This is a genomic window from Vulcanimicrobium alpinum (genome assembly GCF_027923555.1).
GTDB classification, from domain to species: Bacteria; Vulcanimicrobiota; Vulcanimicrobiia; order Vulcanimicrobiales; family Vulcanimicrobiaceae; genus Vulcanimicrobium; species Vulcanimicrobium alpinum.
The window spans coordinates 2031302-2056880 of the sequence record NZ_AP025523.1 but is presented as its reverse complement, the minus strand read 5'-3'; the positions used below and the strand labels follow the sequence as shown (position 1 = coordinate 2056880).

The following is a 25579-nucleotide window of genomic DNA, read 5'->3' as shown; positions in this document are numbered from 1 at the left end:
TGATGTGTCCTGGACGTGATCGCTTCGTGGCTGCGGGCAGCGATCACTCCGCGAACAGCGCCGCGATCGTCTCCGCATCGAGGGCAGCCGCACCCACATCGCCGTCGAGAATCGCGTCGGCCAGCGCGGCCTTGCGCTCGTGCAGCTCCAGGATGCGCTCCTCGACCGTCCGTTCGCAGACCAGCTTGTACACGAAGACCGGTTTCGTCTGACCAATCCGATGCGCGCGGTCCGTCGCCTGGCGTTCCGTCGCCGGGTTCCACCACGGGTCGAAGTGGATCACCGTGTCGGCGGCGGTCAGGTTGAGCCCGGTGCCGCCGGCCTTCAGGCTGATCAGGAACAGCGGGACCTCGCCGGCTTGAAAGCGCCGGATCGGCTCGGCGCGCTCGCGCGTGTCGCCGGTCAGCAGCACGTACGGGATCGCACGCTCGTCCAGCGCCGCTTCGACCAGCGCGAGCATGCTCGTGAATTGCGAGAAGAGCAGAATGCGGCGGCCGTCCTCGAGCAATTCGTCGAGCATCTCGAGCAACGTCGCGAGCTTCGCGCCTGCTCCAGCGGCCTTTGCGGCGTCGGCCTTTACCAGACGCGGATCGCAGCAGGCCTGGCGCATCTTCAGGAGTGCGTCGAGCACTACGATCTGACTCTTCGCGAGGCCCTTCGCGGCGATTGCGCGGCGGACGCGCTCGTGCATCGCGGCGCGGATCGTTTCGTATACGTCGCGCTGCGCCGCCCCCATCTCGATGCTGCGGACGATTTCCGTCTTCGGCGGTAGTTCCGGTGCGACGCGCTCCTTCGTGCGGCGCAGCAGGAAGGGCGCGATGCGCGCGGCGAGCGCGGTGCGGCGCGACGCGTCGTCGTTTTTCTCGATCGGCGTGCGGAAGTGGCGATTGAAGTGCAGGCGTTCGCCGAGCACCGACGGGTCGACGTACGAGAAGAGCGACCATAGTTCGCCGAGGTGGTTCTCGACCGGCGTGCCGGTCAGCGCGATCCGTTGGCGTGCGTCGATGCGGTACGCGGTCTGCGTCACCTTCGCGGCAGGGTTCTTGATGTTCTGCGCTTCGTCGAGGACCGCGATGTGCCAGCGCTGCGCGAGCAGCGTGTCGGCATCACGCGCGAGCAGAGCGTAGCTCGTCACTACCACGTCGGCGCGGGGTATCTCGGGAAAATGCGCGGCGCGCTGCGGGCCGTTCAGCACCAGGACGCGCAGCGACGGCGCGAAGCGTTCCGCCTCGGCGGCCCAGTTCGGCACGACGCTGGTCGGCGCGATCACCAGCGCCGGTACGTCGAGACGGCCCGCTTTCTGTTCGGCGAGCAGATGCGCCAGCGTCTGCACGGTCTTGCCGAGGCCCATCGAGTCGGCGAGGATCCCGCCGAAGCCGCAAACGCGCAGCCGCTGCAGCCAGGCAAAGCCCTCGTGCTGATAGGAGCGCAGCGTCGCGCGCAGCGACGCGGGGACCGGTGCGAGCGACGATGGCGCCGCGAGCGAGCGAGCCGCGCCGCGCACGCGCTCCGTCCCCGACCCGCGCAGGCGGAGAACGCCGTCGACGTCCTCCAGCGCCAGCGCGCGCGGCAGCGTCAGGCGCGCGTCGCCGGTGCCGCGCGCGTCGAAGAGTTCGACGAGCGTGCTCACCACGGCGCGCAACCGCTCCGCAGGGAGCGCGAGGTGACGGCCGCCGGGCAGCGTCCCGATCGCGACGCGACCGTCGCGATCGAGCAGACCCGGCGTGTTGTGCAGCGCCGCGACGATGAGCGGGACGAGCCGCACGGGTTTCCCGTCGACGTCGACCGTGACGTCGACCGCGAAGCTGCCGGCGCCGGCGTCGTTGAGCTGCACGTCGATCGGCGCGGTGGGCTCGACGAGCGTCACCGGGAAGTCGTGCGCGGTCGTCACCCGCCAGCCGCGGGCCTGCAGTTCCGGCACGCCGTTCAGCAGAAACTGCATCCAGTTGCGTTCCGGGTCCCACGGGACGAAGCCGAAGGTGTCGCCGTCGCGGCGGGCGAGACCGTAGGCGGCGAGCTGCGCGATCGCGGCGCGCTCCGCGTCGCGGTCACGTTCGTGCACGACGATCGCGCCGTCGGCGTTGCGTTTGAACGACGTCGTCTTCGTCCCCGCGGGTGTTTCGTGCGGGCCGTAGCGGAACGCGAGCTTCGCGACGGCGTCCGCGGCGCGCGGGCGCTGGTAGCGATAGCGCGGCGGAAGTTCGTCGCATTCCAGCCGCAGGACGGCGACGGGCGGTTCGGCGACACGCTGCGTCGCGATCGTGCTCTGCGGGACGGCGATGCCGAAGCGCGCCAAATGCACCGCGGCGTCGGCGGCGTCGGCGTCGCGCAACGGCGGCGCCTCGAGGATCGTCGCCGCCGCCCGCGGGTCGAGGCCGAGGTCGAAACGTCCGCACGCGCCGTCCGCGCGGACGTACCACGGTTCCGGGGTGAGGAAGACGGTCACGTCGTCGCCGCCAACGAGCGTTGCGAGGTGTTGACGGCCGTCGTCGCCGATGCGCCAGGCGATCGTGCCCCGCGCAGACGCGCCCGCAGTGAGCGGCGTTCCGGCGAAGGTCGCATTGCCGCTCGCGACCATCAGCTCCACCGCGGCGGAGACGAGCCGCGCACGCACCGCGAGGTTCGGTGATCCTTCGGCGGTGAGCAGTTTGAGCGCCATCATGTCGTCGGGGCCGATCGCGCGCGCCGTCGAGACCAGCGCATCGGCGCGCGACATCGCGCGCACGGTGCGGACCGCGCCGGATTCCTCGCGACGTGCGATCGCGATGTCGACGGTCAGGCGCCGGCGTTCACGGATGGAGAGTTGATAGGCGAGAAATTCGGGAACGGTGTCGGGTGCGCGGTGTTCGCGCTGCAGGTTCTGCAGCCAGCGCGCGAGCGCCGGATCGGGCGCGTCGTCGGTCTCGATGGTGTCGTCGTCGTCTTGCGCGCCGAGGGCGACGGCGAGCAGCGCCGCGCCGTGTTTGCAGCGATCGTCGACGGGGCAGGTGCACGTGCTCTCGATGCGCAGGCGGCGGCGGCCGTCGTGATGGACGCGAACCACGGTTTCGTAGGGCGCGCGCGCACCGCCCGACACCCGGCCGCGTACGGTGTGCTCGTCGGGTGTGTCGATTTGCGCCACGCGGCCGTCGTGCGCGTATCGGAGGCCGCGGCGGTAGGTGACGGCGCCGAATTCCCGCTCGATGTCGCGCAGCCCGACCGCGTCGCAAAGCGTCAGTTCCGCCACGCCGGGGAGGTTCGCATCGGTGTGCCGACGGACCCGTATGCGCCGACCCAGGCGACGCGAGTCTCGGCTCGCCGCAAAGAAAACCGGGCTATCCGGAAAAGGCGACCGGCGGCGCGCGGCGCGATTGAGCTGCAGTTCCAGCGCACGCGAGCAGCGATCTACGACGCCGGCCGTAACGATGGACGCAGATCCCGGGCGCGTTCTGCAGTGCGGCGAGCGAGTTCGGCGCTCGCCGTCCCGCGGATGTCGGCATCGAACGGCGGATCGGCGCAGCGCATCATCCACTCCAGATAATCGTCCGGAACGCGCGCGATCGGGACGCCGCGGAACCTTCCGAACGGGAAGCGCGGGAAGCGGATCCTCGCCTGCGCGACCGCCACGAGCGATGCGGTGTCGGCGGGATAACCGAGGTGCAGGTATCGCCGGATCAGCACGTTGAGCAGGGCCGCCGTCGCGCGGGCGTCGCCGAGGGCGCGATGCGCGACGCCGACGTCATCGGCCACATCGAGATCGAGCGCGCGCCGCAGCGCTTGGAGCGCATGGCCGTGAAGTTTCGGGAATGCGTGGCGCGCGAGCCGCATCGTGCAGATCCCGGGGCGATCCCCGAGCATCGGCAGAAATGTAGCGATCGAATGCGGCGTTGTGCGCGACGACGATCGCGCCTTCACAGATGCGCTGCAGCTCCGGCGAGAGCACCTCCAGGTAGGGCTTGCTGCGGACATGCGCATCGGTAATCCCGTGCACGGCGGTCGCGCGCTCCGGGATGGGACGGCCCGGGTCGACGAGGGTCGAGAACGCATCCACTTCCCGTCCGCCTCGAATGAGGACGCAGGCGACTTCGACGACCCGGTCGCTCATCCGGTCGAAGCCGGTCGTCTCCACATCGACGACGGCGTAGGTGGCTTCGCGCACGTGCGTCCACATGCGCGAAGCCTAGCGGCCGGGAGTGCCACATGGTTGGCGTGGTGGCGCGTCCCCGCTTGATTCGTTGCTACGGCGCGTTCGTTCCGAAGAAGCCGCGGACGACCGCGTCCACGGCGGCGCGTGTTTGGGCGGGGGTGCTCGGCGCTGCGCGCAGCGACTCCGTCGCTCGTCCGTGATCCCGCGACGCACGGCTCACCGAGAAGGAGACGAGCTTCGTCGTTTGACCCTGAAGCGAGACGCTCGCGAAACCCACGCCTTGGGCGAAGCCGACGTTGATCGGCGTGATCGCCGGCGACGAGAGCGTCGTGAGTGCGACGTTCGTGAGCGTCGTGTTCTGGTACGGCTGTGTTCCGCCGACGGAATCGATCGTAGCCGTCGCAGTCGCGTTGTAGGCCCCGGAAATGAAGGAGAAGTACTCGCCGGGCGTCGGGTTGTCGTCGATCGCGCCGAGCCCGCCCTAATCGCGCACCGGCGCGACTCTGTGCGAATTGGTCGGAGAGAAACGGCTGCAGCTGTGCGCCACCCGTGTGGCACACGGCCGTGATTCCATGGAGGAAACAGAAGGAGTTTCGCCATGGCCGTGCTTGCCGACAACGTCGTGATCGTCGCGTATCCGCTCCGCAACGGGGCGCAGGCCCTCATGCCGCGCGCGATCGTACCGCGCGCCTGCGTCCGGCTCGACGGCACCGCCAAGATCGCGTATGCTTCGCGGACGGCGGCGCGCTCCGGCTGCCCGAAGCATGAAACGGCCTATCGCTGCGGATTCTGCGCCCAGTGGCACCGCGCGACGAAGCACAAGCGGCTCGCCCCCTGCGACGCCGTACCGGTTGCCTGGGTGCGCCGCCGGGCCGCTTAGCACGGTCGGGTCGAAACCGCGGCGGGTCGCACTGTTTGACTTGAACATCTCGCTGTTACATCATTGTTTCCCCATGCGTATCACGCTGCGGCGCATCGGCAACGCGCAAGGCGTCGTTCTTCCCAAGGCGATCTTGGCGGAGGTCGGCTTCGAGCGGGACATCGACATGGCGGTCGAGGGCGGCGCGGTCGTATTTTGAAAGCCGGAAGGGCATTCGCGCGACGGCTGGGCGTCGGCGAGCCGCGAGTTCGCGGCGGCTGAAGATGACGCTCTCGCCTGGCCGGAGTTTGCCAACACTGGTGACGACGAGCTGACCTGGTAGCGCGCGGCGCGATACCAGGAACACAACGCGTCCTTACTCCCATTTATGATGAGAAATGATAATATGAACGCGTGGGGACCTATGTAACGCATCTTTGGACCGCCCCGCAGGCGGGGATCGGGGTTCCTCGCCGCGAGCGGTGGAGCGGGCGCTACCAGGCCTACATCCCTGATCAGCTTGCCGGCCGACGCTTCATTCTGTCAGCGGACATCGCGGCAGATGTCTCCGATGCCGAACTGGCAATTGCGCGTCTCGATGCGCGCGCGCGTGCCCTTGCCGACACCGAGGCGCTTGCGCGCCTGCTGTTGCGCGCAGAGTCCGTTGCGTCGTCGCATATCGAGGGCCTGAGAATCGCTCCGGCGCGTGTGCTCAGAGCGGCAGCCGGTGTCGACCCGCGCCGAATCCGACAGCCGACGAGGTGCTCGGAAACGTCGACGCGATGATGCGCGCACTGCGGAATGCCGCGGAGCCGATTACCACCGCGCGGTTGGTCGACGTGCAAGAGGCGCTATTGCGTCCGACAACCTTGGCGGATCGTACGGGGCTTCGGCACGTGCAGAATTGGATCGGGCGACACGACAACTCGCCGAACGGGGCAGATTTTGTCCCTCCGCCTCCCGAACTCGTTCCTGAACTGCTCGAGGACCTCTGCGGTTTCTGCAACGGCGACAGTGTTTCGCCGGTCGTGCAAGCTGCGATCGCGCACGCGCAGTTCGAAACGATCCACCCCTTCATCGATGGCAACGGACGCACCGGCCGCGCGCTCATCGCAATGGTGCTCCGTCGACGGGGCCTTGCACTCAGGACGGTGCCTCCGGTATCGCTCATCCTTGCGACGAGCGCCGGCGCATATGTGCACGCGTTGAACGCAACCCGTTACGACGGACCGCCTGAAGGACCCGTCGCTAACGCCGCAATGGAGGCGTGGATCGCGATGTTTGCCGGTGCATGTACGCGTGCCGCTCATGACGCCGTCGCATTCGAGGACCGCATCGAAGCGCTCGTCGCGACGTGGCGCACGCGCCTGGGCTCGCTGCGCGCGGACGCGGGAGCACTTCAGCTCTTAGCGCATCTGCCGGCGGCACCGATTATCACGATCAGCTCGGCGCAGAAGCTCATCGGCCGCAACTTCACCAACACCAGCACCGCGATTGAGGTGCTCGTGCGCGCCCGCATCCTGATCGAAACCACCGGTGCTCGGCGCAATCGCAGCTTCGAGGCCGTTGAGTTGATCGACGCCTTCGCCGACCTGGAGCGCGCTCTCGCGAGTCCTTCTGGCAACACGCACGCCGAGGGACCGGTACGTCCGTGCCCCGACGACCTCGTCGAAGGACCGCGTCCGCCACATCCCCTGGGCAGTCGTAAAAAACGACGACGGTGAATCGTATGTTTTTCCAGTCGCTTCTATTGGCATAGCGGCGCCCCGGCCGTGACTGGAACGACGACAGCTCTAACTGATTTCCTACGGCCGGCTCTTCGACGGGCTTAGCGGGTCGAGAAGGCGGATAATCCGATCGTCGTTCCGTCGTCGTAGGTGACGCCGGCGATGCTCACCGCAAACGACGCTGCACGTGCGAGCGCGGTGCTCTCGTTGCGCGTGTCGTTGCGGCGGCATCCCTCGGTGAGCGCATGCGGCATGCCGAGGCCGGGATTGTTGTAGGTGGCGACGTTCGGGACGGAAATGATGTCGATGTTCGGCGCGAACGAGCCGCGGCGTTCGTCGGTGATCGAGGTGAGCTGCGTGCCGTCGGCGCCGAAGAAGTCGAAGCGCCAGCGGATCGACGTCGCCGTGTTCGCGGCGAGATTGCGGAACGAGAGGCAGTGCAGTTCCGCCCCGCCGTCGCGCGCGACCACCGCAAACCCGCCCAGCACGCGCACGCGATTGGTGATCTCGGGATCGCGCGCGCCGACGCTGCGCATGTCGCCGCCATACGGCAGCCGTCGCCATTCGTGCATCGCGCGCGCAAGCCGCGTGTTCGGCCCGCGCTCGCCGAACAGGTCGACCGGGTAGCGCGCCGGGCCGATCTCCGCGTTCGTAGCGCCGCGCTCGTGGAGACGTTTCCGGCCGCGGCTCTGCAGCCACCACAGCGTCGCCTCCCGATCCGGCGCCGGAAGCGCGAGGATCGCGCGCTCCGCCCGCACCTCCGCGAACGGCGCCGTCCCCGCTGCCGATTCCGCGGGAGCCGCCGGCCGGCCCGACCACTCGGCGACGTTGGTGAAGGCGATCCCGGGGAGTTGCCGCAGGCCGCCGAGCACGTCATGCAGCGTCGCGAAGCCCTCAGCCCGGGCGCCCGCCGCGCCGATCAAGAGGACGACGGCGATCGCAACCGCCCGTCTCGCGTGCCGGCCTCTCATGCCCAATCCTACGGAGCCCCCGCCGCCGTTCCTGTGGGCCTGCGATCCTGCTCACTCCCGCAGACCCACATAAAGTCTCCGCGCGCTTGACCGAAACTTAATAACACGGGATCGACGCTGACCGTCCTCTGGAGTTGAAGCCACATGTTGTTCCGCGGCAAGGATAAGAACTGGAGCTTCGGCATCATGCCCGACCGCCCGACCGGCGGAAGTGCCGGCGACGACGACGCGCAGGGCGGTGCCGCCTCGCGCAAGCTCAACTCGATCCTTGCCGACCTGGACGCCGGCGACCCGCGCAGCGGCCAGGAACGTCGAATGGAGAACATTCCCGTCGAAGAAGAACGCCGCAGCGGCAGCGATCGCCGCGAGAGCGAGGCCACCGAAGCCGTCGCTGCCGCGCCGGTCGCCACGGTGACGCCGCTCCCCACGCCCGCCCCGCAGCCGGTCGCTGCCGCCGTCGCGCCGCCCGATCCGCCGGGACGTCCGCAACTCACCGTCGTGCCGCCGCCGGAGATCACGCCGACCAGCGACGAGTTCGCGGAAGCGCAGCGCCGCGCCGCCGAACATCGCGCGGCGATCCAGGCGATGCTCGACAACGCGCGCGCCGTCGAAGAACGCCTCGCCGCTGAAGCCGCCGAGGCTCGCTCCGCCCGCGAGAAACTCGGCGTCGACGCGAAGCTCGCGGTCGTCTCGTCGTTGCTCGACGAAGAGAAGAAGGCCGCGGTCGCGGCGCGCGAAATCGCGCAGCGCACCGGACGGCTCGCCGCCGAGCACGCGAAGGCGACCGAAGATTCGGTCGTGCTGCACGCGGCGATGGACGCCGCAAACGCGCTCGTCGAAGACCTCAAGCGCAAACTCGACGACGCCCGCCGCGCCTTCACCGAGTCGGAAGCCCGCCTCGCCGAAGGCGAGCAGCGTCTCGACCGCGCCGCCGAAGCGCTGAACGCGACGAAGGCGGAAGCCGCCGAGGCCGCCCGCCGATTCACCGAATGCCGCGCCGCGCGCGAAGCCGCCGAGGCGGACGCCCGCGCCGCGCAGGAACGCGCGAAGTCGATCGGACCGTCGTCGAGCGCGCTCGAAGTGCTCAAGTCGCTCGAGTCGGTCGTGCGCACCCCCGTCTCCCCGAACGGCGCCGCGGTCAACGAATAGCCCGTCGCCTGCGCCGCCCCTCGACCGCTGTCTTTCGAAGGGGCAGAAGAAGAGCCCGGACCTGCGAAGCCCGGGCTCTTCTTCGTCTTCACTCCTTCACACGGGGTGTGTTAGGCGCCGGTCTCGAGCACCACGCGGAAGCGGGCGTTGCCGCTCATCATCCGTTCGAACGCCTCTGCGGCGCGTTCGAGCGGGAAGCGTTCGATCTGCGGACGGACGCCCTGCAGCGCGGAGAACCGCATCGTATCTTCCGAGTCGGTCGCGATGCCGCTGGGCCAGCCCCGCACGGTACGGCTAGCGCCGATCAGTTGAATCGGCGTGACCGCGATGGGTTCGGCCGTCGCGCCGAGCACGATGAGTTCGCCGCCGGTCGCGATCCCGTCGATCGTCGCGGCCATCGCGGGGGCGTTGGTGACGGTCGCGAGCACGACCTTCGCGCCGCCGAGCGCTTGCAATTCCTTGGCGACGTCGCCGCGCGTGCTGTCGATGTAGCGATGCGCGCCGAGGTCGCGCGCGGGCTGCGCTTTGTCCGCGCCGCGCGCGATCGCGACGGTGTGGAAGCCCATCTTCGCCGCGAACTGCACGCCGAGATGTCCGAGGCCGCCGACGCCGAGGACGGCGACGACGTCGCCCGCTTTCGCACCGCTGTGCCGCAACGCATTGAAGGTGGTGATCCCCGCGCACAGCAGCGGCGCGGCCTCCGCGCTCGCCAGATCGTCGGGGACCGACGCGACCGCGATCGCCGGCGCGATCAGGTAGTCGGCATAACCGCCGTCGTAGGTCATCCCGGGGATCTGTCCGTTCGTGCAATGCAGAAGGTCGCCGCGGCGGCACCGATCGCAGTGGAAGCAGCAGCCGCCGAACCACCCGACGCCGACGCGCGCACCGACCTTCCACGGCTTTGCATCCGGCCCAACCGCGTCGACGACGCCGACGATCTCGTGGCCGGGGACGCGCGGATAGACGACGCCGGGCCAATGCCCGAACTTCACCAGCGCGTCGCTATGACAGATGCCGCATGCTTGCACGCGGATGCGTACTTCGTCGCGTCCGGGTTCGGGGATGTCACGCGTGACCAGTTCGAAATCGCCGCCGGCTGCGGGAACCTCAACCGCACGCATCTGTGTACTCATGCGCCGCAAATTCCGCCGGCTGCCGGCATCACCCTCGCGCGATCGTTCCGAACATCTCGGCGACCGTGAACGACACGTCCGGGATGCCGCGCGGAGTGACCCGGTCATCGCCACGCGCGATGCGCGTCGATTGAAAGCGGCCGTCCCGCGGTTGAGCATGCACTTCGACGGTGCGATCGCGGAGGTTCACGATCCAGTACTCGCCGATCCCGCTTGTCGCGTACGCAGCGAGCTTTGCACCGCGATCGTATGCAAGCGTCGTGTTCGAACCTTCGATGACGGGCAGCACATCGTCTGCGCGGGGTGTGCGCGTTGGTAACGCTCCGCGCGGCCCCTGACGAGCGCGAGGTTCGGTTCCGGTTCGGAATACGGGCCGAGCGGCAGCGGAAGCTGCGAGCGCACGAAGATCTCCCCGCGGAGCCGGTGGTGCACGAGGTCCGCGACGTGCGTGACGACGTACGCGTGATCGGGTCCGATCGGCGGGACTTCAACGATCCGGCCGTTCAGAAGCTCGACGCGTTCGTCGGCTCGCAAGATCCCGGCCTCACCCATCCGGGTGATACTCGGCGACGCTAAGGCGCGCAGGTCGAGTCCGTCGTTCGCTGGTGCTTGCATCTCACTCATCGGATGGTGCCGCGCGAGAGTTTCCGTTTCGTTTCGGCCTGGTTGCCCGCCTGTAGCCTGATGCCGCGTCGTATCATCTCGTGCCGCTGCGTCACGCTGAGCCTGTCGAAGCGTCGCCTCTGACGAGCACTAGGGCGGCTGCGCTTCGACAGGCTCAGCGTGACGGGGTGAGTGCAGCGGATCACGATGTTCCGGAGCCGGGGGCCGGGAGCGGGGCGGCGTCGCTTGGTCAACAGGTATCCGTAGCATCGCATTCGCAACGGTTACCGGCGTATGCGCACGATGACCGACGTCTTCGCTCCGGGTACCGCTCCGTTGCCCGAGGGGCTACGCACGCTCAACGTCTCGCCGGGCCGCACCATCGAACCCGGGCAGACGATCCACGCGACGTTCACGTTCCGCAACTTCGGCGGTGGGACGGCGACCGGATTCCGCGTCCGGTTCCGGCTCCCTGAGGGGCTCACGTATCTCGTCGGAACGGCACGCATCGACGATACCGCGATCGACGAGCACGGCGGGCTCACGTCGCTGCTGCAGAGTTCGGGCGCGAGCATCGGCGACGTCCCGCCGGGCGGCGAGCGGCGCATCTCGCTCGCCTACAGCGTCGCGCCGACGATCGAGAACGGGACGCAGATCGCGCTGCAGGCGGCGATCGCCTCGTTCGAAGTCCCGCTCATCGGTTCCAACGTCGTGCGGCTCGTCGTGCGCAGCCGCCCGACGCTGCAGGGGTCGACGACGAAGCTCTCGCTCACGCCGGTGCGCGAAGCGGTGCCCGACGCCGAACTCCAGCTCCGCGCGCAGATCCACAACAGCGGCCAATCGAGCGCGCACGACGTGATCGTACTGCTGCCGCTCCCCGCGCACACATCGTACGTCGCGGGTTCGGCGAAGGTCGACGGCCGCGCGCCGGCGGAGGGCGATGCCGAACCGTTTGGTCCGTCGCGCCCGACGATCGTCGCGCCGACGCTCGGCCCGGGCGCGACGCTCGACGTCGGTTACCGCGTGCGGATCGACGCGACGCTCGAAGACGCCACCGCGATCGCCGCGCGCGGTTCCGTTTGCTCGCAGGAACTCCCGGAGTTCGCGCTCGCGACGGTGACGCTCAAGATCCCTTCCAAGCCGTCGTTCGCCGGCGAAGAGACCTCGTTCACCGTCGACTGCGAAGACGACGTCGTTCCCGGTCAGCGCATCCGCCTCACCGCCCGCGCGCGCAACATCGGCACCGCCCGCGCGCGCAACGTGAAGGTGAAGATCAAGCTCCCCGACGGCTTCACCTATTCCGGCGGCTCGCGGCGCGTCGACGGCGCGACGCTGGTCGACCGCGAGAAAGACTTCGGGCTCTTCGAACTCGGCGATCTCGAGCCGGGGCGCTCGGTCGAAGTCTCTCTCGCCGGGATCGTCCGCTCGCCGGTGAAGAACGGCACCGAATTGCCGTTTGCGGCGCGGATCGATTGGGCGAAAGGCGATCGGAGCTTCGACCGCGCCGTCACCGTCCGCTCGGCGCCGGCGTTCCCCGCCGCGTTCAACACGATCGAGCGCGAGACGCCCAAGCGCGTCTCGCCCGGCGACGCCGCCGTCTTCACCATCCGCATCGAGAACATGGGGACCGACGCCGCGACCGACGCGCGCCTCCAGCTCGACGTCGACGAAGGGCTCTCGCAGCTCAAAGCGAGCGACCGCGACGGGGAGCTGACGATCGGCGACGACGGCGCGGTCCATCTCGACAAGCTCGAACCGAGCGCCGCGCGCACGATCAAGCTCGAAGCGCGCGTCGCCCCGGCGATCGAAGACCAGACGCAGCTGCGCGTGCGGGCGCGCCTGCAGACCGCGCAGCTCGACGAGATCGATCTCGGCTCGGCGGTCCACGTCGCGTCGTCGCGCCCGCGCTTCTCGACCAAGGGCTCGGCGCTGGTCCTCGAGGGCAACGAGGTGCTACGCCCCAACCGCACCACCGCCTGCAAGCTGACGCTGCACAACGAGGGGACGGATCGCGGTCGGGACGTGCGCGTGCGGCTGTTCCTCACCGACGAGCTGCGGCTCGAAAACGTCGAAGGCGCATCGCGCGACGGCGACACCGTCGTGTTCGGCGAAGTGCCGGCGCAAGAGTCGCGCGAGGCGATCGTTCACTTGCGGCTCGTCGGCAGCGTGAGCGCCGACGACAGCCTCGAGGTCGGCGCGCGCCTCAGCGGCCTCAACGTCGTGCCGTTCTCGCTCGAATCGATGACGCTGGAAACGCACGCCGAGGCGTCGTTCGCGGAAGGCGCGACGCTCACGGCGCTGCCGGCCGAAGCCGTCGACGCAGGCGACGAGATCGTCTACACGCTCTCGCTGCGCAACCACGGCGACGGCGCCGCGAAGCGCCTCAACGCGCGGCTCGACGCGCCGACCAACGCCGTCTACGCGCCCGGCAGCACGACCGTCAACGACGTCGCGCTGCTCGACTTCGCCGGGACGTCGCCGCTGCTCGTCGCCAGCGGGCTCACGCTCGGCGACGTCGGCGCAGGCGTCGAGGTGATCGCGCGGCTGCGGATGATCGTCAACACGCCGGTCCCGGCGGGGAGCACGATCGAAACGCGCGCGCACGTGCTGTGGGACGAGCAGCCGGAGATGGTCGTGCAGGCCGAGCCGCTGCGCGTCCGTTCCGCGCCGGCGCTGCCGATCGTCGACCCGACGCTCCCGTTCTCCGTCCTCGACGCCGCCGCAGGCCGGATCCAAGGCGTGCGTCACCAGCAAGCGGCGCTCCCCGGCGAGACGACCTACATCCAGCTCCCGCCGGCGGTTCCGGTGCGCGGCACCAACGGCGCGCGCACCGACACGGCGATCCCGGCCGACGAGCTCGCGCAGCTGATCGCCGCGCCGGAACACCCCGCTCCGCATGCCGCGACCGTCGCGCTCGCGCTCACGGCCGAACGCCTGGAGTGGACGGTGCAGTATCTCGAGGAGGCGCGCTTCCCGGGGCTGCTCGGCCACCTGATGGTCCTGCGCGCGCTCACGCCCAACCGCGCCGAAACGCCGGAGGCGACGTCGGCGCTCGTCGCGTACGGCGCGCTCGTCGACGAACTCGTCGACCGGCTCTTCATCAAACTGCGCGTGCCGAAATCCGTGCTCGAACGCGACGACATCGAGACGCGCGGCGCGCGCGTCGCGTTGCAGGCGGCGATTGAAGCGCTGCGCGCGCACACCTCGTACGCCGGTATCGAGGAGACCGGGCTGCAGCTCATCGGCACGGTCGGTGCCGACGAACTGGCTTCCGCGGCCTCCTTGCTCGAACGCGCCAAGCTGGTGACGGCGGCGCCGTGGCGGGTGGCGACCATGTTGCTCGGGACCTCGCTCGAGCGCGACGGCGAGAGCGTCGCCGACTTCAGCCCGTATCGCGACGCGCTGCAGCGCACGCTGACCGCGATGGAAGCGCTCAACCCGACCGAGTTCGCCACGGGGCTGCACGCGCCGGTCGACGTCGAGCTCGAGATCGAGCGCGAGTCGCTGCTGCGGGCGCTCGGCGATCAGCGCCGGGTGCGCGCGTAACATGTGGGTGCTGTTCGTCGTCCTTGCGCTCGTCGCGGTAGCGGCGGGCGTGGCGGTGATTTTGCGCAACGCGTCGCTGCGGCAGGCGGTCGGGGTGCGGAATACGCACGGGCGCGACCGGTCGGCAGATCGCGACGACGGGATCGAGTACGACGACGACGTCGCCTACGATGTCGTCGGCGAAGCGACGCTCCGGCGCGCCGCCGCGGCGAGCGGAGCCGGCGCCGTTGCGAACGGCGTGCGCGACGCGCATCACGCACCCGACGTCTCCGAGCGGCACGAACCCGAGGTCTCGCCAAACACCGCCGCCGAGACCGATGCGCACGCCGGACACGCGTCCGATCCGCCGGCGATCACGTGGCCGCAGCGATTCGATCCGCGCGTCGGCGAGCTTGACGACGAAGCACGCATCCGCTTACTCGGTGATTTGGCGATCGTCCGCGCCGTGTGGTGCCTGCCGATCCTCGAACTGGCGACGCGCGAAGAGACCGCACCCGAGGTGCTGGCCGCCGCACGAGCAGCGCTGGCTGCATGCGCACCCCGCGCGACGGAGGGCGCGGGCGCTCCCCGCAGGTAATCCACCCTCGACGTGCGCAGCCCACAGCGCGCCGAGCGTGCCGTCGATCCGTCCATCACCGCCAGCCTGCCGGTTCTGGTGTGGATCACCGCGCCCGACGCCGGGCTCGTCTACGCCAACGAGCGCTGGCGGGAGTACACCGGCTCCGACGTGCTCGGCCTCTCGCGCTTCGAGGTGACCGAGCAGTTCGTCCACCCCGACGACCGCGTTCGCGTCAACGATTACTGGAAGGCGCGCCGCCTGCGGCGCGAGCCGGGCGAGATCGATTTCCGCATCCGCCGCGCCGACGGCGGGTTTCGCTGGCATCACGCATCGGTCGCACCGCGCATCGGCCCCGACGGTGACGTCGTCGACTGGATCGGCACGGCCGTCGACGTCGACGTGCCGAAGCGCAACGAATTCGCGCTGCAATTGCTCGGCGACATCAACGACGCGCTCGCGAGCGCGCTCGACCTCGATCAGGTCTTCTGGGCCGTCGGTCTCGTCGTGCCGAACGTCGCCGACTGGTGCGTCATCCATCTCCTGTGCGACGACGGTACGATCGAGACGCCCGCAATCCACCACCGCGATCCGGCCAAAGTCACCCTCGCCCGCGAGATGGTCGCGCTCTATCCCGTCGGGTATCGCAGCCCGACCGCGCGCGTCATCGATACCGGTGAGACGCTGTTCATCCCGGTCGTGCCGCCCGAACTCCGCGGCGCCGCCGCGCGCGACGCGCGCCATCGCGCGATGCTCGAACGCCTCGACATCCAGAGCGGGATCATCGTGCCGATGCGCGGCCGCGGCCGCGTCTTCGGCGCACTGCAATTCTCGAACGGCGCCGGCGAACGCACCTTCGACGCGATCGACCTGCGGACGGCGGAACTGATCGCCAAGCGTCTCGCGCTCGCGATCGAGAACGCGCGCGCGTTCGAGCGGGAGCGGCGCGTCGCCGACACGTTCCAGCTCGCCGCGCTTCCGCAGTCGCTCCCGCGGATCGAGGACATCGGTCTGGACGCGATCTACATCCCCGCGGCGTCGGAAGCCGAGATCGGCGGCGACTGGTACGACGCGTTCGCGGCGCAGGGAAACCTCGTCGTCTCGATCGGCGACGTGACCGGGAAGGGGCTCGAAGCCGCCGTCCTGATGAGCAGCGTGCGGCATGCGATCCGCGTCGCGGCGTACCAGGGGCTCGAACCCGACGCGATCCTCGCGGCGGCTAACGTCGCGCTGTGCGCGGAGTTTCCCGACCGCTACGTCACCGCGTTCGTCGGCGTGCTCGAACCGCGCACGCGGCGTTTTGCCTTCTCGTCGGCCGGTCATCCGATGCCGTTTCTGCGCACCGCCGAAGCGCGCGTGCGCGAGATCGGCGGCGCGGCCGGGCCGCCGCTGGGCCTGATCGACGCGCCGCCGACGCTGTGGCGCGCGACGCTCCCGGAAGACGGCCTGCTCGCGCTCTACACCGACGGTCTGATCGAGTCGACGCGCGACGTCATGGACGGACTCGAACGCGTGCGCGCGATCCTGGCCGCCGAAGCGATCGCGCACGTCGCGGCGCCGGCGCGGCTGATCCGCAACACGGTGCTGCACGACGGAATCCGTGACGACGTCGCGATCCTAACGATCACCTTCGACCGCGAGCGCCGCTGGACGTTCGATGCGGAAGATGCGTTCTCTGCCCACGCGGCGCGGGCGTCGTTCGTCGAGTCGCTGCGCCCGCTCGTCCCGCCCGACGCCGACCTCGATGCCGCCGAGATCATCTTCGGCGAACTCGTCGGCAACGTGGCGCGCCACGCCCCCGGACCGATCGACATCGGCCTCACCTGGGACGGCGACGTCCCGGTGCTGCACGTCGTCGATTCGGGCGCGGGTTTCGATTTGGTGCACACGACCGCCGACGCGATGGACGAGAGCGGCCGCGGGCTCGCGATCGCCGAGGTGCTCGCCGACGAACTGCGGGTGCGCCGCCTGCCCGGCCGCGGCTCGCACGTCAGCGCACGGCTGCGCCTGCGCGCGTGCTGAGCGTTCAGCGCGGTTTGCGGAAGCGCGACGCCGCGACTCCGAGCCAGCCGCCCGCGGCGCCGCACGCGACGTCGATCGCGTTCCACACGGGCCCTTCGTGCGAGCCGCTGAACTTCTGGGCGATCTCGATCGCGCCGCTGTAGACCGCGATGAGCACGGCGCCGCGCAGCAGCGGGCGCGCCGTCATGCCGAGCGCCTTGTCGGCGGTGAAGCCGACGAGCGCGAAAGCGACGATGCTGTACGCCTTGCGCAGCACGACGTGCCACGAGAACTGCGGCGGCGAGGTGATCTCGTACACGACGTCGCTCGTCGCGAGCACGAACAGCACGGTTGCGATGATCGCCGTGACCGCCGCCCACGCGACCCGGCGCGGCGTCGACGGCGCGTCGCTGGGATGCATCAGCGGAACGCCGCCGGGATCGACGGCGCCGACAACGAGCGCACCGCGCGTTCCACCGCTTCGGGACCGTCGCCGAGACCGAGGGGCGCGCCGAAGCGCGCGACGATGTCGAAGCGATCGCCGTCGCGCCGGTAGGCGAAGCCGAGCGGGACGATCGCGACCGGAGGCGAGCCGCCGTGCTGCGCCAACTGCGCGATCGTGCGATAGCCTGCAGCGAACGGCAGAAACCCGCCGGCGTCGCGCGCCCGCGGCGTCGCCGGCGACGCGGTCGGATCGACGGCCGGATAGCCTTCGGGGAAGACGACGACCGCGCGTCCGTCGCGCAGCAAGTGCGCCGCATCGCGCAGTCCCGAGCGCAGGTAGCGCGCGATCTCGCTCGCGTCGTATGCCGCGGCGCTCGGCGTCGTCGCAGGGCGCAGGATCACCGGCCACTGCGACCAGCGGCACGCGCGTTCCATCCAGCGCCGCTGGCGCGCGTCGGCGGTCCAGTCGAGCGCGACGACGATGTGCAGCGGCCGGCGCACGTGCTGCACGAGCACCGCGCCGTCGAGCAGATGGTGGTAGTGGCGCGCGACGATCAGCACCGGCCCGTGCGCCGGGACGTGCTCGAGCCCGTCGACCTGCACGTCGCGCGACTGCGTGCGCAGCGCCCACGCGGCGATGAGCCGCGGGCCGACCATCCCCGGCGGCGGATACATCGGCGTCGTGCGCTGCGCAGCCGCCCTCAGGCGAACGCGCGCGGCGTCCGGGCGCGCAGCGCGAGCGCCGCGGGGGCGAGGGAGAGCAGCAGCGCGGCGATCGCCGTCGGCCACATCCCCGCCGAGATGCTCAGGATCATCGACCACACGACGTTGATGGCGTACACCGCGAACGGAATGGCGACCGGCGGAAGGGGCGTCGTGCGTTCGTTCCACGCCAGCCGGCCGACCGCGATGAAGAGCAAACCGGTGCCGAACCAGCCGGCGAGATTGCGCAGCGGCATCCCGAAGTACGGACCGTGCTCGTGCCACACCCAGAAGTGGATGTACTGCATCTGCGGCGCCGCCATCGACGGATCGAGCACGAGATCCCACGCGGTGAGGAGCCACGTGCCGAGCACGATCGACCACAGCGTGCGGTTCGTTCCGCCGCGCGCGGTGACGATCGCGTCGGCGAGGACGAACGACGCGAACGCCATGTAGAACCACGAGAGCGGGATCGCGAACGGCACGCGGCCGAGCAGTTTCGCGCCCAGAAACTCGGTGTACTCGTAGCCGCCGAACGGCCAGCCGGTCTTCGTCCCGGTCAGCTCCGCCGTCGCCGAGATGATCGTCGCAGCGGCGAAGAAGATCAGCGTGCGCCGCCAGCCCAGCGCCCACCCGCCGTAGGCGAGCATCGCGATCGCGCCGAGCACCATCCCGGTGCCGCCGGTCTTCCCTAGTGCGAAGGCGAAAAACGCCATCGCCGCGGGCTGCCCGGCCCACAACTCGGGATGCGGGATCGCGACGAGCAGGCCGAACAGTCCCAAGCACAGCGCGAGCCCGTGCAGAACGGTAAACGACCAGGCAGAGGTTTTCATGCGACTCCTTCGGTGACGAGCGTGCGCCCGCGCCAGCGGTGCGTGCGCCGCAGCGCGCTTGCGATGACGAGCGCGACGGCGGGAAGATCGGCGAGCGGCGAGAGCCAGTAGGCCGGCGGGGCGTGCGGATACGCGCGCCGCGTTCCCGCCAGCACGCCCAAACGCATCGCGACGAGCGCGACGGCGATTGCGAGCATCGTGCGCGCGTACGGTGCGTGTCCGCCGTCGAGTGCGATCAGCGCCAGCGTCGGCAGCGGCAGCGCTTGCGCGAAGAGCACCTCGGCGAGCGCGAACGCGAGCTTACCGCGGCCGACGAACCCGTCGAGCAGCGTGAGCGAACGCGGCCAGTTCGCGGCGCACTCGGCGCCGGAGTCGTGCATCCGCACCGTCGCGTCGCCTTCGAAGAAGCCGACGCGCGCGCCGGATGCCGCGACGGTGCGCGCGATCGTCACGTCTTCGCAGCGCGAGGCGCGGGCCGCGGCGAGCGCACCGGTCTCGCGCAGCGTCTCGCGCGACGCGACCATCACTTGACCGTTGGCCTGCACGCGGCCGGGATCGCCGGTGACGACGTTCGGCAGACCGGCGCGATAGACGAGCGTCGTCAGCAGCGCGGGATGCAGCAGCGCGGCGCCGATGTCGGCGAGTTCCTGACGCGTCGCGACGCTGAGCAGCACGAGGCGGTCGCGCTGCGCGCGCGCGACGGCGGCGTCGAGCAGCCCCGCTCCGATGCGCACGTCGGCGTCGATCGTCGCGATCCACGTCGCCTGCGAGAGCGCGAGACCGGCGGCGAGGTTCCAGGCTTTGCCGTTCCAGCCGGGGCCGGGCAGCCCCGCGTCGACGAGCCGGATGCGCGAATCGCGTGCGCGCGCAGCGAGCACGACGTCGCGGGTGCGATCGGTCGAGCCGCCGTCGACGACGAGGATCGTGCCGAGCGACGGGCCGCACGCGGCGAGCGCGGCGAGCGCCGGAGCGAGCCGGCGTTCTTCGTTCAGCACCGGGACGATCGCGTCGATGCTGCCCGCGGCGGCGGGCGGCGACGGCGCGAGCGCAGATCCGCCGAACGTGGTCGCCATCCGCGCGAGCGCGCGCAGTCCGGCCAGACCTTCCAGCACGGTCGCGGCGAGCAGCAGCATCCGTACGATGGTAGTGCCTCGTGCGCGCGATTCCTGTGACGCAGGTGACCGTGCGCGGCCGCGGCGGCCTATTGGAGCATCCACGGCTCCGGGATCGGGCGGCGCCGGCCGCCCGAGTAGAGGTAGCGCGTCTCGCGCACCGCGCGCGGCGGCCCGGTGAACGGCGCGTGATCGCGTTCGAGGGTGAAGATCGCGCGGCGGTCGAGCGCGAAACGGAGACGTCGCTGCGCGCCCTCGCCCGTCACGACGCGGACCGTCGCGTCGGCGAACTCGAGCGGCGTCAGCCGCATCGTTTCGAAGCCGCCGTGCTGCTGGGGCGGCACCAGCGCCCAGCCGCGCATCGAGCGGAGGCTGAAGTACGGCCGCAGGATCCCGGCGACGCGGAGTTCGCTCGCACCGGCGATCGCGATCGTGAGCGTGCACGGTTTCTCCACCCACGCGATGAGTTGTTCTCCGAACCTGCCCAGCCGCAATGACACCCCCACGCTGCGACCCACCCGATTGACGTCGCCACGTACGACGGCAAGTGCCCTCCTCCCCTGGTAAGCATGCATGCAGGGAAACCCTCCGTCACCCTGGCATCGGGGGGCCTTGCCGGCCGGTCCATCGTGCGCAGACGGCGAACGATGACGGACATGGTCGAGGCGGCGACGTTGCGCGAGGCGCTCGAGCGATGGTTCGGGTTCCCGTCGTTCCGCCCGTCGCAGGAAGCGATCGTCCGCGACGTGCTCGACGGCCGTGACGTCTTCGCGCTCTTGCCGACCGGCGGCGGAAAGTCGCTCTGCTACCAGCTCCCCGCGGTCCTCACCGACGGCCTCACCGTCGTCGTCTCGCCGCTGATCGCGCTGATGAAAGACCAAGTCGACGCGCTCGACACCGCCGGGATCCCCGCGACGTCGCTCAACTCGTCGCTCGAGTATTCCGACTTGCGGCGCCGTCTCGACGGCCTCGAACGCGGCGCGTACCGTCTCCTCTACGTTGCGCCGGAGCGGCTTACGCTGCCGGGGTTCGTCGACGATCTCGAACGGTGGGGGATCGCGCGCGTTGTCGTCGACGAAGCGCACTGCATCAGCGAGTGGGGCCACGACTTCCGCCCCGAGTACCGCCGCATCGCGCCGTTGCGCGACCGGTTTCCCGACGTGCCGTTCTGCGCGTTCACCGCCACCGCGACGGCGCGCGTGCGCGACGACGTCGTCGCCCAGCTCGGCCTGCGCCGCCCGGCCGTGCACGTCGCCTCGTTCGACCGCCCCAATCTGACCTATCGCGTGATGCATGGGACGCGCGGGATCGACGAACTCGTGCGCTGGCTGCGCACGCGCCCTGACGACGACGCCGGGATCGTCTACGCCGGCAGCCGTGCGAACACCGAGAAACTCGCCGACGCGCTCAGCGCCGCCGGGATCCCGGCGGTCGCGTACCACGCCGGGCTCGATCCGGCGCTGCGCTCGAAACGTCAGGAGGCGTTCATCCGCGACGACGTGCGCGTCGTCTGCGCGACGATCGCGTTCGGGATGGGGATCGACAAATCGAACGTGCGCTTCGTGGTGCATTACGACGTCCCGCGCAGCCTCGAAGGCTACTATCAGGAGACCGGCCGCGCCGGCCGCGACGGTCTCCCGGCCGAGTGCGCGTGGTTCTTCGCCTACGGCGACGTCGCGCGCGCCGAACGCTTCGTCGACGAGAAGCCCGAGAGCGAACGCCCCGCGGCGCGCGCGCAGCTCGAGCGCATCGTCCGCTACGCGTACTCCAACGGCTGCCGCCGGCGCGAACTGCTTGGCTACTTCGGTGAGGAGTATCCACTCGAGCGCTGCGGCGCGTGCGACAATTGCCTGCAGCCGCGCGCGTCGTTCGACGCCACCGTCGACGCGCAAAAACTGCTCTCGTGCGTCTATCGCATCCGCGAAGCGCACGGCTACGGCGTCGGGATCGCGCACGTCGTCGACGTGCTGGTCGGCGCGAAGACCGAAAAGATCGAGCGCTGGTATCACGACCGCCTCTCGACGTACGGGATCGGGAAAGACCGCGACCGGCGCGCGTGGCGTCATCTCGCCGACGAATTGATGCGGCTGGGACTGCTGGCGCAGGACGCCGCGCGCCACAACGTCGTCACGCTGACCGCGGCGGGACGCCGCGCGCTCGCCGAGCGGACGGCGATCGAGGTGCGCGAGGCCGTCGCCGCGGTCGCCGGCGGCAAAGCGCGCCGGGCGCCGGCCGCGGTCGACGAGGAGTACGACCGGGAGATGTTCGCGGTGCTTCGCGCGCTGCGGCGCGAGATCGCCGAAGAACGCGACGTGCCGCCGTACGTCGTCTTCAGCGACGCGGTGCTGCGCGCGATGGCGCGCGAGCATCCGCGCACGCCCGCGCAGCTTCGCGCGATCAGCGGCGTGGGAGAGAAGAAGCTCGCGGACTTCGGCGCGCGCTTCCTCGCCGCGATCGCTGAGAGCCACGTGAGAGACTAAGGGCCTCCCGGACGTTCCCAGGGAGAGCACAGACCCTGATGCGAGGATTTCGCTCGATGACGAGCAGGATGGCGACCCGCTGGTCCGCGCTGTCGCTCGCCTGTGCGCTGCTCCTCGGCACCGTCGTGCCGGCCGCCGCGCAGAGTTCGAGCGACACCGGGATCATTCAAATCACCGTGAAAGACGCCGCCGCCGCGCAGGCGCTGGCCGACGCGCGCGTCTTCCTGATCGGGCCCACGGTCGCGAGCGCGCTCACCACCAAGAGCGGGATCGTCAAGTACACCGACGTGCCGACCGGGCTCTATCGCGTGCGCGTCTCGAAAAGCGGCTTCGCCGGCGTCACCTCGTCGCAATTCGAGGTGCTCGGCAACAAGCAGGTCGACGTCGACGTCGATCTCGGGGTTCAACGGACGGCGCAAACGGCGGCGACCGCGAGCAACGCAAGCACCAACGGCGGCCTGCAGATCATCGGCTCGGTGCGCGCGCGCGTCGTGGTGACGACGACCGACGTCGACGACACGAGCGCCGTGCGCAAGATCTCCGATTCGCTCACCGACGCGCTGTCGTCGATCGCCGGCGTCGACGTCACCCAGGACTCAAACGACCCGAACGCGCCGCAGACGATCTCCCTGCGCGGTCACGACGAGTCGCAGACCGCGGTGACGCTCGACGGGATCCCGCTCGGCGCGCCGGGCGCCGCGACCAACCTGCGCGCGGTGAACACCGACCTGTTCTCCGGCGCGAGCGCGAGTTTCGGGGCGCAGGCCGGCTCGCTCGGCGGTTCGGTCAACTTCCGCACTCTGCAGCCGACGCAGACGTGGCAGACGAAGTTCGCCGCATCCGACGGCACCTACGACCGCTACAACTATCAGATCGGCGAGACCGGTTCGTTCGGCAAGCTGGGGATCGCGCTCTTGCACACGAAGCGCGCCGGGAACAGCCCGCTGACGTTCCAGGACTATCTCGATCAGAGCGGATTCGACTACGCGCACGGCGGCGAGAGCGCGAACATCGGCGACTTCGTCAAACTGCGCTACGCGCTGACCGACCGCACGACGCTGATGGCGACGGCGCTGCAGAACAATCAGGCGAGTTCGGCGCTCTGCACGCAGTTCGTCACGCCGCTTCCCTGCGGGATCGGCCCCGGCAACGGCAATTCCGGAAAGTTCCAGTTCGCCTACGGAACGGTGCAGTCGCTGATCGGCGACACCGCGCTGACCGTCACCGGCTACGTCAACAACAACACGAACCTCGCGAGCGACCTCAACCGCTACGTCCCCGGCGGCTGCACGCCGCAGACGCAGGTCGGCACGACGCCGGTGCTGTGCCCGACCTCGTCGGTGAACGGTTCGCTGGCGCGCGGGATCGCGGCGAGCGCGACGCTCACCCGCGACAAGCACACCTTCACGCTTTCGGGATCGACATACGCCGGGATCACGACGTTCACGCCGCTGGTCCTCACCGGAACGAGCGCGCAGTTCGTGCGTCCGACGACGTACGGGACGGCGTCGCGGCAGATCCAGCTCAGCGATCAGTACAAGGTGAACGACAAGCTCACGCTCGGCCCGAACATCTCGTACGCCGGAACGAGCGGCGCGGGATCGTCGCTGCTCGCCGGATTCGGCGCGGCGTGGAAGCCGACGTCGGCCGACTCGTACAACGCCTCGCTCTCGGTCGGCAGTTCGCAGCCGGCCAACGGGCTCGTGCGCACGCTGAGCGATCCGCTCTCCGCGCGCGTGAACTGCTACGCCGACACCGCGATCGTCAACGGACCCGGCGACCTGCCCGAGCACCAGTCTGCGCTGAGTTACGATCTGAGCTGGACGCACGCGTGGACGCACGGCCAGTTCTCGCTGAGCGCGTACCGGCAGACGCAGAGCGGTCAGCTCGTCGGCGCGCAGGTGACCGCCGACAGCCTCAACCTCGCGCCGGGATATCTCGGGCAGGTGGGCGGCTATTTCAGCAACGTGTGTCAGACGCCGGGCGCGACGCCGCAGGTCTACGTGCAGGAGCAGATCGGCGGCACGACGCGCGTGTATCAAGGCGTGAGCGCGACCGCGCGCATCGGGATCGGTCCCAACGTCGTGCTGATCCCGTCGTACTCGACCACCGGCGCGACGGTCACCGCCGCCGATCCGCGCTACACCGGGCTCGACAGCACGCTCGTGCTCAACGAACAGATTCCCGGCCGTCCGCTGCACACCGCGGGGCTGACCGTCGACGCGCTCTACGCGCCGGCGCAGGTCGAACTGCTCGCGAACGCGCGCTACGTGGGCGCCAACAACAACCAGTTCATCGCACCCTACACGATCGTCAACGCGGGCGTCTCGCACGCGTTCGGGATCGGACGGCTGACGTTCTTCGAGTCGAACGTCTTCAACACCGAGAGCGGCAACTTCTCGACGCTGCAGTACGCGCAGCCGATCGCGCTGAGCGGCGGCGGGTTTCTGCTTCAGGCGGCGCGTCCGAACGCACCGCGTTCCTTCACGCTTTCGTACTCGATCAACACCGGTGCGCGGCCGGGCGCCGGTCTCTCGCGCGGCGCGCGCGGGACCGCGACGATCGCGGCGACGGCGAATGCCGAAGGGGGGCAGCCGCGCGGCCTGGGCTTCGGAAACCTCAAGTTCATCCCGCCGCCGCCGGGCGTCGACCCGCTGTCGCTCGCGACGTCGCGGCCGGAGTGCACGCCGGATCTCCAGCCGCAAGCTCAGCGCGTCCTCTCGCAGCTCGGCGCCGCGGCAACGGCGTATGCCGCCGGCAAGCCGGTCCCCGATGTCGAGGGACTCGCGATCACACCGCACGGCGATCCGAAGGGGACGTGGTACTTCGGACTGGGGCCGAAGATTCCAGATTCCGTTCTGCAGGCGATGCGGGCGCGCGCCGCCGCGAACGGCGGCGGCGGCCGCGGTCCCGGCGCACCGGGCGGCCCCGGCGGCCCCGGACCGGGCGGCGAGGAAGGCCCGGGCGGCCCCGCTGGTTTCCAGCAACGCGTCGTCGTCGCGCCGCGCACCGACCAGTCGCCGCGGCCGCAGTTCTCGCCGCCGCCGGAGCTGGTCGCCGCGCTCGCGCCGCTGCGCGCCGCCGCGTCCTGCGCGTACGGCACCATGCTGACGCCGGCCGAGGCGAAGGCGAAGGGTTACGACGTCCAGGTCGGCGTGAACGTCGTTGGACCGCGTCCGTCGCCGTCGCCGGGCGGCTCGCCGGCACCGGGCGCCTCGCCGGCGCCTAGCGGACGGCGCGGCTTCGGCAGCCCGCTCGACTATGCGCCGGGGATGGGGATCTTCGTGGTGCGGCCGCCCGACCTGGGCGCCGGCGGCGGCAGCGTCAAACAGTAGCG

The 25579-nt window shown here is 70.1% G+C and carries 21 protein-coding genes and 1 pseudogene; 11 read left to right on the top strand and 11 right to left on the bottom strand.

Features of this window, described 5'->3' with window-relative positions; all coding sequences use genetic code 11:
• Positions 1-43 precede the first annotated feature (43 nt).
• The 3 genes from WPS_RS10600 to WPS_RS10590 form a co-directional block, all read right to left on the bottom strand.
• On the bottom strand, positions 44-3226 hold the full coding sequence (locus tag WPS_RS10600) for a DEAD/DEAH box helicase (protein ID WP_317994471.1): 3183 nt from the start codon (positions 3224-3226) through the stop codon (positions 44-46).
• A gap of 158 nt (positions 3227-3384) precedes the next feature.
• On the bottom strand, positions 3385-3729 hold the full coding sequence (locus tag WPS_RS10595; RefSeq protein ID WP_317994470.1) for a putative quorum-sensing-regulated virulence factor: 345 nt from the start codon (positions 3727-3729) through the stop codon (positions 3385-3387).
• Positions 3719-4150: a 3'-5' exonuclease gene (locus WPS_RS10590; RefSeq protein ID WP_317994469.1), complete on the bottom strand. Its 432-nt coding sequence runs from the start codon at positions 4148-4150 to the stop codon at positions 3719-3721. The genes WPS_RS10595 and WPS_RS10590 overlap by 11 nt, the downstream gene beginning before the upstream one ends.
• A 574-nt stretch (positions 4151-4724) precedes the next feature.
• Here WPS_RS10590 and WPS_RS10585 point away from each other — a divergent pair.
• From WPS_RS10585 to WPS_RS10570, 4 genes are all read left to right on the top strand, one after another.
• Positions 4725-5006: a hypothetical protein gene (locus WPS_RS10585; RefSeq protein ID WP_317994468.1), complete on the top strand. Its 282-nt coding sequence runs from the start codon at positions 4725-4727 to the stop codon at positions 5004-5006.
• A gap of 40 nt (positions 5007-5046) precedes the next feature.
• Positions 5047-5205 (top strand): AbrB/MazE/SpoVT family DNA-binding domain-containing protein, encoded by a 159-nt coding sequence (locus WPS_RS10580; protein WP_317994467.1) that lies wholly within the window; start codon positions 5047-5049, stop codon positions 5203-5205.
• A 194-nt stretch (positions 5206-5399) separates the two neighbouring features.
• Positions 5400-5771: a Fic/DOC family N-terminal domain-containing protein gene (locus tag WPS_RS10575; RefSeq protein ID WP_317994466.1), complete on the top strand. Its 372-nt coding sequence runs from the start codon at positions 5400-5402 to the stop codon at positions 5769-5771.
• A complete protein-coding gene (locus WPS_RS10570) occupies positions 5768-6709 on the top strand; it encodes a Fic family protein (protein ID WP_317994465.1) in 942 nt (313 codons plus the stop codon). Before WPS_RS10575 ends, WPS_RS10570 begins: the two co-directional genes overlap by 4 nt.
• A gap of 104 nt (positions 6710-6813) precedes the next feature.
• On the opposite strand, the gene WPS_RS10565 is transcribed toward WPS_RS10570, so the two are convergent.
• Positions 6814-7683 carry a hypothetical protein gene (locus WPS_RS10565; RefSeq protein ID WP_317994464.1) on the bottom strand — a complete coding sequence of 290 codons (870 nt, stop codon included), beginning with the start codon at positions 7681-7683 and terminating at the stop codon, positions 6814-6816.
• Positions 7684-7869: 186 nt separating this feature from the next.
• Between WPS_RS10565 and WPS_RS10560 the strand changes: the two genes are divergently transcribed.
• Positions 7870-8832 (top strand): hypothetical protein, encoded by a 963-nt coding sequence (locus WPS_RS10560; RefSeq protein WP_317994463.1) that lies wholly within the window; start codon positions 7870-7872, stop codon positions 8830-8832.
• A 110-nt stretch (positions 8833-8942) separates the two neighbouring features.
• Here the strand turns inward: WPS_RS10560 and WPS_RS10555 are convergent, their stop codons facing one another.
• Positions 8943-9965 (bottom strand): alcohol dehydrogenase, encoded by a 1023-nt coding sequence (locus tag WPS_RS10555; protein WP_317994462.1) that lies wholly within the window; start codon positions 9963-9965, stop codon positions 8943-8945.
• Positions 9966-9993: 28 nt separating this feature from the next.
• Positions 9994-10442: pseudogene (locus WPS_RS10550) on the bottom strand (Uma2 family endonuclease).
• On the opposite strand from WPS_RS10550, the gene WPS_RS10545 reads away from it, so the two are divergent.
• The 4 genes from WPS_RS10545 to WPS_RS10530 all read left to right on the top strand — a co-directional run bounded on the left by WPS_RS10545 (position 10389) and on the right by WPS_RS10530 (position 16692).
• A complete protein-coding gene (locus WPS_RS10545; protein WP_317997592.1) occupies positions 10389-10541 on the top strand; it encodes a hypothetical protein in 153 nt (50 codons plus the stop codon). The pseudogene WPS_RS10550 and the gene WPS_RS10545 overlap by 54 nt on opposite strands.
• A 330-nt stretch (positions 10542-10871) precedes the next feature.
• Positions 10872-14114 (top strand): hypothetical protein, encoded by a 3243-nt coding sequence (locus WPS_RS10540; RefSeq protein WP_317994461.1) that lies wholly within the window; start codon positions 10872-10874, stop codon positions 14112-14114.
• Between the two features lies 1 nt (position 14115).
• On the top strand, positions 14116-14691 hold the full coding sequence (locus WPS_RS10535) for a hypothetical protein (protein ID WP_317994460.1): 576 nt from the start codon (positions 14116-14118) through the stop codon (positions 14689-14691).
• 12 nt (positions 14692-14703) lie between these two features.
• Entirely contained in the window at positions 14704-16692 is a 1989-nt protein-coding gene (locus WPS_RS10530; RefSeq protein WP_317994459.1) for a SpoIIE family protein phosphatase, read from the top strand.
• A 4-nt stretch (positions 16693-16696) separates the two neighbouring features.
• Here the strand turns inward: WPS_RS10530 and WPS_RS10525 are convergent, their stop codons facing one another.
• The 5 genes from WPS_RS10525 to WPS_RS10505 form a co-directional block, all read right to left on the bottom strand.
• Complete coding sequence (locus tag WPS_RS10525) at positions 16697-17092, bottom strand: VanZ family protein (RefSeq protein ID WP_317994458.1); 396 nt, start codon at positions 17090-17092, stop codon at positions 16697-16699.
• Complete coding sequence (locus tag WPS_RS10520) at positions 17092-17790, bottom strand: 1-acyl-sn-glycerol-3-phosphate acyltransferase (RefSeq protein WP_317994457.1); 699 nt, start codon at positions 17788-17790, stop codon at positions 17092-17094. Before WPS_RS10520 ends, WPS_RS10525 begins: the two co-directional genes overlap by 1 nt.
• Before the next feature lie 26 nt (positions 17791-17816).
• Positions 17817-18650 (bottom strand): carotenoid biosynthesis protein, encoded by an 834-nt coding sequence (locus WPS_RS10515; RefSeq protein ID WP_317994456.1) that lies wholly within the window; start codon positions 18648-18650, stop codon positions 17817-17819.
• The gene (locus tag WPS_RS10510; protein WP_317994455.1) at positions 18647-19783 is read right to left on the bottom strand and encodes a glycosyltransferase family 2 protein; all 1137 of its coding nucleotides are present in this window, start codon (positions 19781-19783) and stop codon (positions 18647-18649) included. The genes WPS_RS10515 and WPS_RS10510 overlap by 4 nt, the downstream gene beginning before the upstream one ends.
• A gap of 68 nt (positions 19784-19851) precedes the next feature.
• On the bottom strand, positions 19852-20262 hold the full coding sequence (locus WPS_RS10505) for a hypothetical protein (protein WP_317994454.1): 411 nt from the start codon (positions 20260-20262) through the stop codon (positions 19852-19854).
• 147 nt (positions 20263-20409) lie between these two features.
• On the opposite strand from WPS_RS10505, the gene recQ reads away from it, so the two are divergent.
• Together recQ and WPS_RS10495 are read left to right on the top strand one after the other, a co-directional pair.
• A complete protein-coding gene (recQ, locus tag WPS_RS10500; RefSeq protein ID WP_317994453.1) occupies positions 20410-22242 on the top strand; it encodes a DNA helicase RecQ in 1833 nt (610 codons plus the stop codon).
• Positions 22243-22310: 68 nt separating this feature from the next.
• Positions 22311-25577: a TonB-dependent receptor gene (locus WPS_RS10495; protein WP_317994452.1), complete on the top strand. Its 3267-nt coding sequence runs from the start codon at positions 22311-22313 to the stop codon at positions 25575-25577.
• Positions 25578-25579 lie beyond the last annotated feature (2 nt).

Coding starts and splice junctions, on each gene's coding strand:
- WPS_RS10590 (WP_317994469.1), bottom strand. CDS start 4,150: ATGTGGACGCACGTGCGCGAAGCCACCTACGCCGTCGTCGATGTGGAG.
- WPS_RS10585 (WP_317994468.1), top strand. CDS start 4,725: ATGGCCGTGCTTGCCGACAACGTCGTGATCGTCGCGTATCCGCTCCGC.
- WPS_RS10570 (WP_317994465.1), top strand. CDS start 5,768: ATGATGCGCGCACTGCGGAATGCCGCGGAGCCGATTACCACCGCGCGG.
- WPS_RS10565 (WP_317994464.1), bottom strand. CDS start 7,683: ATGAGAGGCCGGCACGCGAGACGGGCGGTTGCGATCGCCGTCGTCCTC.
- WPS_RS10560 (WP_317994463.1), top strand. CDS start 7,870: ATGCCCGACCGCCCGACCGGCGGAAGTGCCGGCGACGACGACGCGCAG.
- WPS_RS10555 (WP_317994462.1), bottom strand. CDS start 9,965: ATGAGTACACAGATGCGTGCGGTTGAGGTTCCCGCAGCCGGCGGCGAT.
- WPS_RS10540 (WP_317994461.1), top strand. CDS start 10,872: ATGACCGACGTCTTCGCTCCGGGTACCGCTCCGTTGCCCGAGGGGCTA.
- WPS_RS10535 (WP_317994460.1), top strand. CDS start 14,116: ATGTGGGTGCTGTTCGTCGTCCTTGCGCTCGTCGCGGTAGCGGCGGGC.
- WPS_RS10525 (WP_317994458.1), bottom strand. CDS start 17,092: ATGCATCCCAGCGACGCGCCGTCGACGCCGCGCCGGGTCGCGTGGGCG.
- WPS_RS10520 (WP_317994457.1), bottom strand. CDS start 17,790: ATGTATCCGCCGCCGGGGATGGTCGGCCCGCGGCTCATCGCCGCGTGG.
- WPS_RS10515 (WP_317994456.1), bottom strand. CDS start 18,650: ATGAAAACCTCTGCCTGGTCGTTTACCGTTCTGCACGGGCTCGCGCTG.
- WPS_RS10510 (WP_317994455.1), bottom strand. CDS start 19,783: ATGCTGCTGCTCGCCGCGACCGTGCTGGAAGGTCTGGCCGGACTGCGC.
- recQ (WP_317994453.1), top strand. CDS start 20,410: ATGACGGACATGGTCGAGGCGGCGACGTTGCGCGAGGCGCTCGAGCGA.
- WPS_RS10495 (WP_317994452.1), top strand. CDS start 22,311: ATGGCGACCCGCTGGTCCGCGCTGTCGCTCGCCTGTGCGCTGCTCCTC.